Raw genomic sequence first — 12,493 nt, 5'->3', positions numbered from 1 at the left:
GCTCTGTGGGGGCGCTGATTACAGCGGCAGCATGGGCACGATATCTCCAACACGCGGGCTTGTGCTGTCCTCAGCGAGTTCCGCCTGGCAGCCGCATGCAGTCCACCCGCGGCAGGTCCGCCTCGAAGTAGACCCGCAGCAGCCCCTCGTCCACCGAGCGCCAGCGCCTGCGGCGGCCCCGGTCATACAGCGGCGCCCGCCGGCGGCACACCCCGCAGGCCGGCCGGCGCTCCCACCTGCGGTCCGGCCGCACCGAGACGATCTTCACGGGTTCGACCGGGTGAACACGCACCTCCTCGACCACCGTGCGCCCGACCCCGGCCGCCCTCACCAGTACGTTCGCAGACACGCCGCACCCTTCGGCAGGTTCCTGATCATCACAATCAGAAACCTACGCAGGGCGCGGCGCTCGTCATCTCAGGACACGAACCGACCCACACATATGAGCGAAGAGCCCCAAATACCGGGCTGCCTTACGGAGAATGCCATGCTCTCCCACCAGCCCACAGATCCCCTTCCGCACCGTGGCCAGCTCCGTGTGAACTCCGGCACCATCAGCCTGCGCAGAGCTGGGCGGTGCCAAGTGGGCGCCGGGGAGGCGCCCACTTGGCGGCCCGGATCCTGTTCCGCAGCGTCCCGGTATTCACCCCGAGATCAGCCGCCACCGGCACAACGAGACCCACGCCCGCCTGAAACTCGATGGGGCAGTACTTCATCCCACAGAGACTCCGTTCTCCTGGGCCATCAAGATCCGAGTTTCTCTCGTCTCCAAAACTCGGGGGCACCGCCCGGGTTCTGCCCACTGTGTAAGTTGAGCAGACGCTGTTTCGGAATCGTTCCGCGATAGAGGAGATTTCTCATGTCCGTGACCCAGAGAGGCCCTGCATCGACAGGGAAGACCCCGCAACCTCCTCCACCGTTCCCGACGCCGTACTCGTTCTCATCCAGCAGTGTTCTGATGGAAGATGTCGTTGCCAGCGCGGACGCGATGCTGCCTAGCGGGCAGAAGCGGCAGTTTGCGTTGTTTGACGAACCGGTGTCCGGGGGGCCGCAGGGTGTGGTGCTGGATGACCACCGTGCCAAGGTACTCAAGCGGGATCCGTCGGTTCCTGGAGCCTACGCTCTGGTGGACGGGCCGTTTGCCGGAACGGACTGGCACGAGGTGGTCCCCGTGCGCACGCCGGACGGGAACACGTTCATCTTTCTCTCCAGGCAAGGAGAGGTAGCGGCGTACCAGGTCACTCCGACGGGATTCGCGAAGGTCAGTTCCAGCGTCGCTTTGTTCCTTCAGGGCTTGCGGGTTTCCTATGTCCCAGGGAGCCGGGATCCCCGGGTTACCTACGTCGATGTCCTGGGGAACCTGCAGGTCGTCAAATATTCCGGCGGGAAATGGCAGCCCTTGTATTCTCTGCGGTGGCAATACGTTTCCTTGGGCCCCATGACCGACTACAGCGTGGCCTGGCCGCAGCCCAGTGGAAAAATGGTAGTCGGCGCGGTTATTAACGGCCGTGGCGTGGTGTTGGAGGCACAATCTGGCTACATCGCCAACCCGTTCGGAACGTCGATGGGCACGGCGGGTGTATCCAGGATCCTGGGACCGGTTTTCGAGAACCCGCAAGTGGTGGACTGGGCTCTCATCGATACCAGCGGACACCTCGCGCTTAGCCGGGGCGGCGCCGTGGGCTGGATCGGCGCGGACATCGTCGCCCGGGAGGGCGCACTGGTGCCCGACAACAGCGGCCTGGCCCACATCTATGTGACCACGTACCGGGGGGACAGCGATGTCAGCGATCTGGCGGTCGTCCACCAGGGCGGCTCCGGCCCCAACGGCCCCACCTGGATCAGCGCTTTCAAGCCGCCCTCCGGTTCCGACGTGGACGCACCTGCCTTTTCGGTCAGCAGTGCCGTGGCCATCCCTATCCGCAGCGATGTGCTCCTGGTCCAGGCGGACCCGTACCCCGTGGATATGCCTACCCTCATCGCCCTCGAGGGCAAGGACCCGGATCAGGAGTTCTTGCCGGTCCGCCTCCTCACTCAGAACACCAGTAGCGGCCGGTGGCTGTTCGACCCGCTGCGCACCTCGGCGGTCAACGCCTACCGCGTGAACCGCTGGCGCACCGATATCAGCCTGTCCAGTGCCACGGGTATGGGCGTCCCCTTCCACCCCGTGACCCTGGAGGTCTCTGAAACCTGCCTTGTAGAGGCAGATCACCAGTTCTTGTTCGCGGAGCCCGGCCAAGCGCTGAATCTGCAGACTGACCACACCGGCAAGCTCAGCGTATCTGTCGGCGCGCCGGATCTGACCGCGCCCCGGCTGACGGTGACGGCTACTGCGCAGGACCAGACCGTGTCGCTGGACATCGCCCCAGACAAGGCGGTCCACGACTTCCTGGCCAGCAAAGGAACCTTGCCTGCAACAAAGATCCGCCCCGACGTCTTCTCACCGGACGCGCTCAAGGCAGCGAGGATCCCCGGCAGTGGGACCACACCGGGAAAATATGTGGTCCCATCCCAGACCTGGTCCACGAACAACGGGGTAGATGGCAGACCCACCCCGCAGAAGGCTGTCAAGGACATTCAGGATGTGATCAGCCTCGGTACAGAACCAGCGGGCACGCCCCCCACGCCCGGAGAGGCCGTCGGCGTCCTCCTGCGGCGCGAAGACGATGGGACTGTCACCCGGCAGGAGTTTCTGACCACCGAAGAATTCCACGCTCAGATCGCCCGGATCACGCAGCACCCCGAATACGCTGGAACTGTCGAAGGATGGTTCGACGACTTGGAGGAATTTGCCGGGGATATCTGGGAAGGAATCAAGAGCGGAGTAACGACCGTCCACCAATTCGCCATCGACGCGAAAAATGGATTCGTCCACATGGTCCTGAAAATCGGCGACACCCTCGTCGACCTCGGGAATTTTTTCGTCCGTACCGTCGAAGACGCATTCCAAGCCGTCCTGGGCTACGCCAGAATCCTCAACGCCTACGTTGAAGACTTCATTGACTGGCTCAAGGACCTATTCGACTTCCAGGCCATCTGGAACACCAAGCGGGCTATGCAGGAAGGCCTTTCTAAGATCCCGGACGCCCTGAAGCAAGGCGTCGCCTACGCCCGCCCCAAGATTGACTTCCAGGCCATGAGCAGCAAGATCGACGAAGCATTCGCTGCCATCGCCACGAAGATTGAGAGCAAAGGCACCCCGACCGTCGGAGACCTCGGCAACCCAGTCAGCATGGGCGCTCCGGCCGAACCGGCGATAGCCGACATGATTCAGGGGCCAAAGGTCAGCAAGTTCACAGACGCCATGTCCTACTACGCGAACACCGCCACCTCCCTGCCTCAGCAGCCGGATACACCAGCAGAATTCCAAACCGAAGACAATCCACTCACCCAGCTCATGGACGCCTTCAAAGGCACCGGAGGCGCGTTCGTCGAAGCAGCTCAGGCATTCGCCGAATGGGTGGCCAGCTACGGCGACAAGGAATTCACCGGCATCGCCCTCACCGAGATGCTGGACAAGATCAAAGCACTCCTGAAGTCCTTCCTCACCGTCGCCGAAAACCTCATCGACCTCGTCTTCGACGTCTTCTACTGGATGATCGACCAGCTCGGCCAGCTCTTCGATGCCAAGCCCGACTCTCTCCTGCTCACCTCCCTCTACATCTGGGCCCAGGAAGAAGCCGGCGTCACGCCTATAGACACCGACCTGACCCTCAGCGACATCGTCTGCCTTGCTGGAGCCATCCCGGCTACTGTCGCGTACAAGCTCGTCAGGGGCGTCGACACCCAGCCCTTCCCGACGGGAAGCCTTCCCACCAACCGAGTCCAACAGCCCCTGGACGCCCTCCCCGGCGACGACGAAAAGTGGACTCAATTCCAAAAAGACTACAACGACGCCGCCGTCTCCGTCGCCATCGCGGCGACCACCATAGGGGCGGCATTCGGCACCCTTATAGACTTGTACGCCCTCATAGAAGACGGAATGGAAGTCGGCCCGAATAAAATCTCACAGGCTACCCTCCTTATCGGCATTTCGATCTCACTAATCTTCGTGGGTCTCGGTCTGGCATTCGGCTGGCCGACCTCCCCAAATAACCCATTCCTAATCTGGCCGTGGGACGATAAGGAGGACCCTGCGAGCTGGTTCTCGTGGTTCCAATCGCTTTTCTCGACCATATTCTGGATTGTCGATATCGGAATGTGTATCGTTTCGTGGTGGGCATTCGTTAAGGGGCTGGAAAAATTTCCGGGATCATTCATCCTTTCGGGTGCGATAGGGCTTCCCATTCTGTGTGGCGAGGGGCTGCTGCTCAGCGGCCTCGCTGTAATCGGAGGGTTTATTGAGATTGCCGATAACGAGTGGAAGGATTACCAGTCCTGGATGGGCCTCCTGGCGGGCATTTCCGGATACTCCGCATTGGTAGTCAAGCCGCTGCTTTTGCAGGCAATCAATAACGCTGACACCTTTTTCATTCCGGGTATTGTTGAGGTTGCCATGCAGCCCATCAGCTATCTAGGCTGGCTCGGGTTCTCCATCCCCTCATACTCGAGATGGGCTGCACCCTGATGAATTTCTATTCCGATTTGACCGGCTCTCGTATCCCTCGTTGAGCCGGTCACAAACACGCAACCCCGAAGTGCTGTGGTATTGAGTCGAAACTATTTGACTGCGTGAGGCTTATTCACGGGGGTTCGTAGCCCGATTTCCTTGATCGTGAAGAGGGCCCTGCTGCGTAGCCTGATGTTTGCGAAGACGTCAGATCATTACCGGGGCAGGGCCGTTGAGCTGGGACGTTACGACAGGGCTGGACAAGGATCAACTGGGCGGGCTGGTGGAACAGGTCCACCGGGCGTTGGTGGAGGATCCGGACCGGACGGTGACGCCGGGGCGGATGTGGGTGCTGGGGCTGTACAAGTCGGTGGTACTGGTGCTGTTCCTGCTGCGGCAGAACCCCGTCCAGGAGGCGGCCGCGGAGCTGTTCGGGATCTCCCAGGCCACTGTCTCCAGGCGGTGGACGACGCTACTGCCGGTGGTGGAGAAGGTCCTGGCCGGACACGTCCCGGACCCCACGGAGATCTCAGCCGGCCGCATCGTCCTGATCGACGGCACCCTGGTGACCACCTGGGACGGGGCAAGCGAGGGCACAACAATGTTCTCCGGCAAGCACAGGGACACCGGCTTCAACCTGCAGGTCGCGGCCACTTTGTCAGGGGATCTGCTCGCGGTCCCGGCGCCCGTCCCGGGCTCACGGCACGGCATGCATGCCTGGCGGCAGTCCCACTTTCCCGGGACGTTCGCCAACCGGGAGGACATCGGTGACCTGGGCTACCTCGGCTCCGGGATGCTGACCGCGAGACGCAAGCCCCCAGGCCGGGAACGGCCCGCCGGAGACAAGGAACCTTTTCAGCGGTGCCCCTCCAGGGTGAGGATGGCTTTGGTGATTGACGTGAGTTTGTTCGGGCTGGTTCGGGCTTTGCGGAGGATGCGCCAGGTCTTGATCCGGGCGATGGCTCTCTCGACGGGCCACCGGAGTCGGGAGTGTGCCCGGTTGACGGACTTCTGTTTGACGGTGAGGTCTTTGCCGGGTCGCCGGCGGTGTGGGACGGCGACGATGTCGCCGGCTCCCTGGTAGGCCTTGTCCGCCAGGACGGGGATGCCGAGGCGGATGCATGTGGCGATGATCCGGTGCCGACGGGCCGCGGTGAGATCGTGGATCCGGCCCGCGAGAGCGGGTGAGATCCAGACCAGGGCTCCGTCCAGCGCGGTGATGACCTGCATGTTTACCCCGTGGCGGCGGTGTTTGCCCGAGTAGTCGGCGCGGCCGTCACCAACCCGGTCGCACTCGGCGAGGGTCCCGTCCAGCAGGACATACCGGGCGTCCGGCCGTTCTCAAAGCCGCGGTCAGGCCCGGCGCCCGGCCTGCCAAGAGCGCCACAACGCCGTGAACGTAGGCGTGGGTGGTACCCACGCTGATCCCGAAACCCGCCGCGATCTGAGTCAGGGTGTCGTTCTTCTTCAGGTACACCAGTGCGGCCAGGGCCCGCTCGGAGGGCGGCAGCTTGCACCGGCGGTCACCCTCCCGGGTGACGATCAGCATCGTCACCCACTCCACGAGGGCATGCGGAACATCGAGTACGGCACGATAGGGAACCAACAGAGCCCCCAGGCTGAAGAGTTGAGCATCGATACCTTGCTCAACAGCCCGGGGGCTCTGCCCGTTTCACCACCACCTCGTCACCCGATCAGTGGCCAAGTTGAAAATGCTCAATGCACCACGTCAGGTCACGGCTTGCCAGATGCCACCCGATGCAACGCACACGGAACCAGCCATTTTGATCATGGTGCCATAGTTTCTATAAAATCGGCCTACTATCAGGGCCAATTCCTAGAAATGTAGACCAAAATGAGTAGGGATGAGATTTATATCGCGAAAGCATTGTCGGATCTGGCTGTGTCGATCGCGTAGCGATAAAGCCTGGCTTCGGTTTAATCATTAAGCAGCCGCTAGCCGGACGATTTTATGTTTTTCATTGGCAGAACTTACCCTAAAGCCAATGACAGGTGGGTGAATCGTTCCGGGGCCGACGGTCTCGTGTATGATCGCTCTATGGCTCAAAAAATCGTCAAGGTGTTCACGGATGACCTAACGGGTGAGGAGACGGCCGAGGTGGCTACTCATGCCTTCTCGCTGGACGGAGTGTCATATGAAATTGATTTGACACCTGAGAGTTACGATCAGCTACTAGAAGCCTTCGGTCCTTTCTTGCGAGCATCACGGAAAGTGGGCAGGGGAGAAGGTAGAGCGAAGACGTCGGTGGCGCGCCCAAGGAGGGTCGGCGACATCAGGCGATGGGCGCTAGACAACGGCTATACGGTTAGTAATCGTGGTCGGGTCCCACTCAAGGTGCTACAAGCCTACGAAGCGTCGCACTGAGGGACGCTTGTTCGTGGGCCTGTCAGGCGCTCTTGTTGAGGGCGAGGGTGGTGGCGGTTTTGACGATCGTGGGTCGGCGTTAGGGGGGCTCGGTAGCGGGTGAGGATCTTCCAGGTTTTATAGTGGACTCTGGGCCGTTGGCGGCGGCGTGGCGTCGGGGAAGACGCAGGGGAACCCGGATGTGATCGAGAGGCCGGGTGCGGAGCACCTCGAGCTGTTCGTCGAGGCCGGCGCAGATCCGGGAGGCCTCGCTCTTGGATATGCCGGTGCCCGAGCCGGGGGCTTTGACCAGGTCGTCGACGGATCGGGTCGGCACACCGTGGACGTAGGCCTCCATGACCACGGCATAGAGCGCCTGGTCGATACGGCGCCGGCGCTCGAGCAGGCTGGGAAAGAAGCTTCTGGCCCGCAGCATGGGGATCGGGAGTCCCAGGTCGCCATCCTGCGTGATCACCGTCTTGTCCCGGTGCCCGTTGCGCCAGCCGGTGCGGGCCTCGGTCCGTTCGCCCCACTCGGCGCCGATCCTCGCAGTGGCCTCGGCCTCGATCAGTTCCTGCAGCAGGCGCTCGGCGACCTCGAGGACGGGCTCAAGACCGTCTGCCGAACGTAGTGACTCGAGCAGGCGAAGCAGGTCATGCTGGGACAAGGCCACCGTGCACTCCATGGGTTGAACTCGCCGTTCACCAAGGACATCTGCACGATGGCCCGCCTGTTCCCAGGGAGCATTCAGCAGCCGCCGATGCACGCGGGAGGACCACGACGGCGCACTTCGCAGCCAGGATCAGTTACACCGCTCAGCGGGACACCATCCCTGACCTGGTCTTTCGTGACTTTGAACCTGATCCGGACTCTGCTGCCCAATTTGCTGCGGGGGTGCGGGCGGGTCGGCGATGATCGTTCCTGAGGTCGTTTTTCCGTCGTGCGGCCGTGGAGGCGGTAGGGCATGTCGATGCGGCCGGTGGGACTGCCGGAGATCCCGGAGCAGACCGTGGTGGTGGCGCGGGCTGCGTTCCCCAAGGGGAGTCTGGCGATACGGGTGCGGGACCACCTCGCGGAGGTCTTCGCCGATGAGCCGTTCGCCGAGGCGTTTGGGCTGCGCGGGGCGCCGGGCCTGTCGCCTGGGGTGTTGTCGCTGGTGACGGTGTTGCAGTTCGCCGAGGACCTCACCGATCGGCAGGCCGCGGCGATGGCGGTGCGGGCCATCGACTGGAAGTACGCGCGCGGGGCGGATCTCACCGACACCGGCTTCGCTGCCAGTGTGCTCAGCAAGTTCAGGGCCCGGCTCGCGGACAACGGCATGGAGCGGGTGGCCTTCGACCGGCTCCTTGAGCACTGCAAGGATGCCGGGCTGGTGGCGGCCGGGGGCAAGCAGCGCACGGACTCCACCCATGTGATCAGTGAGCATTTTCAACTTGGCCACTGATCGGGTGACGAGGTGGTGGTGAAACGGGCAGAGCCCCCGGGCTGTTGAGCAAGGTATCGATGCTCAACTCTTCAGCCTGGGGGCTCTGTTGGTTCCCTATCGTGCCGTACTCGATGTTCCGCATGCCCTCGTGGAGTGGGTGACGATGCTGATCGTCACCCGGGAGGGTGACCGCCGGTGCAAGCTGCCGCCCTCCGAGCGGGCCCTGGCCGCACTGGTGTACCTGAAGAAGAACGACACCCTGACTCAGATCGCGGCGGGTTTCGGGATCAGCGTGGGTACCACCCACGCCTACGTTCACGGCGTTGTGGCGCTCCTGGCAGGCCGGGCGCCGGGCCTGACCGCGGCTTTGAGAACGGCCGGACGCCCGGTATGTCCTGCTGGACGGGACCCTCGCCGAGTGCGACCGGGTTGGTGACGGCCGCGCCGACTACTCGGGCAAACACCGCCGCCACGGGGTAAACATGCAGGTCATCACCGCGCCGGACGGAGCCCTGGTCTGGATCTCACCCGCTCTCGCGGGCCGGATCCACGATCTCACCGCGGCCCGTCGGCACCGGATCATCGCCACATGCATCCGCCTCGGCATCCCCGTCCTGGCGGACAAGGCCTACCAGGGAGCCGGCGACATCGTCGCCGTCCCACACCGCCGGCGACCCGGCAAAGACCTCACCGTCAAACAGAAGTCCGTCAACCGGGCACACTCCCGACTCCGGTGGCCCGTCGAGAGAGCCATCGCCCGGATCAAGACCTGGCGCATCCTCCGCAAAGCCCGAACCAGCCCGAACAAACTCACGTCAATCACCAAAGCCATCCTCACCCTGGAGGGGCACCGCTGAAAAGGTTCAGTGCCGTGCGGGACTTGAACCGTCTGGAGCTGGCCGGGGAGAGTGTGCGGGCGGCCCTGGAGGCCCTCGCGGGCGCGGCACCGGCTTGGCTGGCCGGTCAGATCGACGTGACGGAGTTCGCCGGGCGGTACGGGCCGCGCGTCGATGGCTGGCGCATGCCGCCCTCACAGACGAAACGCGACCGACTCGCCCAGGTCTTCGGCCAGGACGGGCTGGCCTTGTGCCGGGCCGTCTGGGCCGATGACGCCCCGGCATGGATCCGTCAGATCGAGGCCGTGTACCTGCTCCGGCAGGTCCTCGTGCAGACCTACATCATCCGCAGCGACAGCCGGGGACAGCAGGTGATCAAGAAGCGGGACGCTGACGACGGCGTCCCGCCCGGTCAACTCCGCCTGGCCTCCCCCCTACGACGCGGACGCACGCTGGGCGGCCAAGGGCGACGACCTGTTCTGGATGGGCTACAAGATCCACCTCACGGAAACCTGCTCCACTCTCCCCTGGGCCGGCGCCGGCGCCGACGCAGGGGCAGGGCGGGCTCCGAACCTGATCACCGACGTGCACACCACCGACGCGACCGTGCCGGATGTGAAGGCGACCGCGCCGATCCAGTGCAAGCTCGACGAGCGCGGGGTGAAGCCCGGCGAGCACTACCTCGACTCCGGCTACCCGTCGGCGGACCTGATCACCAAGGCCCTGAAGCAGGGCATCCGTATGGTCACCCCGGTCCTCCTGGACCATGCCGCGCAGGCCAAGGCCGCTGACGGCTTCGGCAAGAACGCCTTCGCCATCAACAACTGGAAGACCCGCCAGGTCCGCTGCCCCGCAGGCAAGACCAGCTCCCACTGGAGCCCCGTCAAACAGCACGACACCGACGCCATCGTGATCACCTTCAGCGTCTTGACCTGCCGCGACTGCCCCTTCCGGCAGCAGTGCACCACCTCGAAGATCGGGCGCCGCATGCTCACCCTGCGGCCCGAGGAACTCCACGAGAACCTCGCCCGGGCCCGCGCCGAGCAGAAGACGGACACCTGGAAGAACAAGTACACCCTCCGGGCCGGCGCCGAGGGCACCATCACCCAGGCCCTCGACATCACCGGCATCCGCCGGGCCCGCTACCGAGGCCTGCCGAAAGTCCGCCTCCAGCACGCCTTCTCCGCCACCGCACTCAACGTGATCCGGCTCGACGCCCACTGGACCACCGGCCCCCTCGACCACACACGCCCCAGCAGCAGGCTCGAACGGCTCAGCTACCGGCTCTCCGCCTGAGCGAATTGCGCAGCAGAGTCGACCTGTCGGACCTCGACATCACCCATATCGTCGCCACCGAAGGCTGGCACGACTTGACCGCCGGGATCGATATCGCCTCACGCCACGCGATCGGCTGGGCGACCGCCCCACCTACGAACCGAGCTCGTGGTTGGCGCACTGCGCAGCCGACCGAACACGTCGGCCAACTGGGCCGGCGATCTCCTACTCCGACCGTGGCTATCAATGCCCGGCCACGAACTCGCGGCCCTGTTAGCCAGTTCAGCATCCGGCTGTCGGTCGGCGTGAATTTTGCTGGCGGTGAGCGACACGAGTTCCTCGTTCGCCTCATCGGCCCACTAGTAGTGGCAGAGGTACCCAAAAGTGCCCTAGCGATACTCTAGTGGAGGTAGAGATGATTCCGTTTGAAGAACTTATGCTAACGGCGACCTCGACGGTTAGTGAGAGATTTCCAGGTGCGCTCCTCCTCGAAGCAGACGGGATGCCTCAAGGAGAATCAGCTGCAACTGGAATTGACCAGCTTGTAGATTGGCGATTCGTATTTCGCGTCGACGAGGTGGATACGGGAAAGGGGGGTACTGCCATCGTCAAGAACATGGCAGGAGATTGGGGTGAGGTGGACTTCATTCCGCAGCCATGGCTTGAGGATAGAGGGATGACAGACGGCGACATTATCATGTCGCTCTACGAAGCCGATTCGATTGTAAAGAATGCTCCAGTTAATTATCGCGGGGAATATGGTGCGGTCACTCTTCGATGGCCTCTGGGCCCCACTGAGGGGCAGCCCTACTACATTTTTCAGCTGATTACTCCTGGTGGGCAGTTGTATGGGTTCGTCGGAGTCCGCGACCATTCTTTTCATTATGTAAAGTAAAAATGACATGCGGAGCATCACCCAAATGTGTCACCTTCACGCTTCAGGCCTTGGAGGATGATAGTTAGTAGATCAGCAGCCTCCAGGCTGGCGGATGCCTCGGGCAGGCGATCGGGAACGACAGGTAGCGTCCCGATACCGATGGTGAGTTTGGTCTTAGACGTCATCTCATTTGGCCAGTCGGCGGTAGCAGATGAGGGTGCAGGCAAGGCTGGTGAAGGCGAGGAAGTGCTCGGCCTTGCGTTCGTAGCGGCGGTGGAGTCGTCGGCAGCCGGCGAGCCAGGACATAGTCCTTTCGATGACCCATCGGTGGCGGCCGAGCCGTTGTGAGGACTCGATGCCTCTGCGGGCGATGCGGTGTTTGATGCCGCGTCCGCGTAACCATCGTCGCAGGTGGGCGTAGTCGTAGCCCTTGTCCGCGTGGAGCTTGCCGGGCTTGCGTCGTCGGCGTCCGCGGCGTGAGCGGATGGGCGTTATGCCGCGGACGAGGGGCTCGAGGGCCTGGCTGTCGTGCAGGTTGGCGCCCGAGATTGCGACGGACAGGGGCAGACCGGTCCGCTCGGTGATCAAGTGGATCTTCGAGCCATACTTGCCCCGATCGACAGGATTCGGACCTGTCAGATCCCCCTTTTCAAGGCCCTCATGTTCACCGAGTCGATCGCGCAGCGGGACCAGTCGAGCTCGCCGCGGGCGCCGAGTTCGTCGAGGACCAGGCGGTGGAGCTTAGCCCACACGCGGGCCTTGCTCCACTCGGAGAACCGTCGGTGGGCTGTCGCCCCCGAAGGGCCGAACGATGCCGTGGGCAGCTGCTGCCAGGTGCAACCCGACGTCGCGACGAACACGATCGCGGCCAGTACTTCACGGTCACCGTGCCGGCGCCGTCCACCGCCTTGGGGCCGCGACGGCGCCTCCGGCACCACCCGCTGGAACAGCACCCACAACTCGTCCGGCACCAGCCGCTCAACGATCCCCACCATGAACGAGAGCCTACCCCGCGAGGACCAAATGAGATGGCTTCTTACGCCTCCAGCGTCGCGGAACCATCGGCTCCGACTGCGGGCGACACTCCAGCCTCGGCCACCGTTACCTCCGTCCGGATTTCCCAGCGTTTGACATGCCCTCAGCACACGCCAGGACGATGCGGGCC

7 protein-coding genes and 4 pseudogenes are annotated in these 12,493 nt (G+C 63.4%); 7 read left to right on the top strand and 4 right to left on the bottom strand.

The window, feature by feature from the left end:
• Positions 1-70 precede the first annotated feature (70 nt).
• Positions 71-349 (bottom strand): transposase family protein, encoded by a 279-nt coding sequence (locus tag AC3IYI_RS39750; protein WP_489411976.1) that lies wholly within the window; start codon positions 347-349, stop codon positions 71-73.
• A 510-nt stretch (positions 350-859) separates the two neighbouring features.
• On the opposite strand from AC3IYI_RS39750, the gene AC3IYI_RS39745 reads away from it, so the two are divergent.
• Together AC3IYI_RS39745 and AC3IYI_RS39740 are read left to right on the top strand one after the other, a co-directional pair.
• Complete coding sequence (locus AC3IYI_RS39745; protein WP_489411975.1) at positions 860-4,567, top strand: hypothetical protein; 3,708 nt, start codon at positions 860-862, stop codon at positions 4,565-4,567.
• Positions 4,568-4,892: 325 nt separating this feature from the next.
• Positions 4,893-5,369, top strand: a pseudogene (locus AC3IYI_RS39740) (helix-turn-helix domain-containing protein); the annotation flags it as partial.
• Positions 5,370-5,404: 35 nt separating this feature from the next.
• On the opposite strand, the pseudogene AC3IYI_RS39735 reads toward AC3IYI_RS39740, so the two are convergent.
• A pseudogene (locus tag AC3IYI_RS39735) lies at positions 5,405-6,155 on the bottom strand (transposase).
• Positions 6,156-6,521: 366 nt separating this feature from the next.
• Here AC3IYI_RS39735 and AC3IYI_RS39730 point away from each other — a divergent pair.
• The gene (locus AC3IYI_RS39730) at positions 6,522-6,935 is read left to right on the top strand and encodes a histone-like nucleoid-structuring protein Lsr2 (RefSeq protein ID WP_489411974.1); all 414 of its coding nucleotides are present in this window, start codon (positions 6,522-6,524) and stop codon (positions 6,933-6,935) included.
• 147 nt (positions 6,936-7,082) lie between these two features.
• Here AC3IYI_RS39730 and AC3IYI_RS39725 read toward each other — a convergent pair.
• Positions 7,083-7,587, bottom strand: a pseudogene (locus tag AC3IYI_RS39725) (transposase); the annotation flags it as partial.
• 291 nt (positions 7,588-7,878) lie between these two features.
• Between AC3IYI_RS39725 and AC3IYI_RS39720 the strand changes: the two are divergent.
• The 4 genes and pseudogenes from AC3IYI_RS39720 (at position 7,879) to AC3IYI_RS39705 (ending at position 11,346) form a co-directional block, all read left to right on the top strand.
• Entirely contained in the window at positions 7,879-8,358 is a 480-nt protein-coding gene (locus AC3IYI_RS39720) for a transposase (protein ID WP_489411973.1), read from the top strand.
• 88 nt (positions 8,359-8,446) lie between these two features.
• Positions 8,447-9,197 (top strand): annotated as a pseudogene (locus AC3IYI_RS39715) (transposase).
• A 369-nt stretch (positions 9,198-9,566) separates the two neighbouring features.
• Complete coding sequence (locus AC3IYI_RS39710) at positions 9,567-10,472, top strand: transposase (protein ID WP_489412251.1); 906 nt, start codon at positions 9,567-9,569, stop codon at positions 10,470-10,472.
• A gap of 382 nt (positions 10,473-10,854) precedes the next feature.
• A complete protein-coding gene (locus tag AC3IYI_RS39705) occupies positions 10,855-11,346 on the top strand; it encodes a hypothetical protein (RefSeq protein ID WP_489411972.1) in 492 nt (163 codons plus the stop codon).
• A 168-nt stretch (positions 11,347-11,514) separates the two neighbouring features.
• Here AC3IYI_RS39705 and AC3IYI_RS39700 read toward each other — a convergent pair.
• A protein-coding gene (locus tag AC3IYI_RS39700) for an IS5 family transposase (RefSeq protein WP_489411971.1) occupies positions 11,515-12,323 on the bottom strand; the annotation gives its coding sequence in 2 pieces (ribosomal slippage) (positions 11,515-11,975 and positions 11,975-12,323; 810 coding nt in all).
• Between the last annotated feature and the right edge of the window lie 170 nt (positions 12,324-12,493).

Source organism: Streptomyces sp. GL_148 (assembly GCF_057834205.1).
Note: the sequence above shows the minus strand (reverse complement) of the source record. Positions and strands in the feature narration are given on the sequence as shown.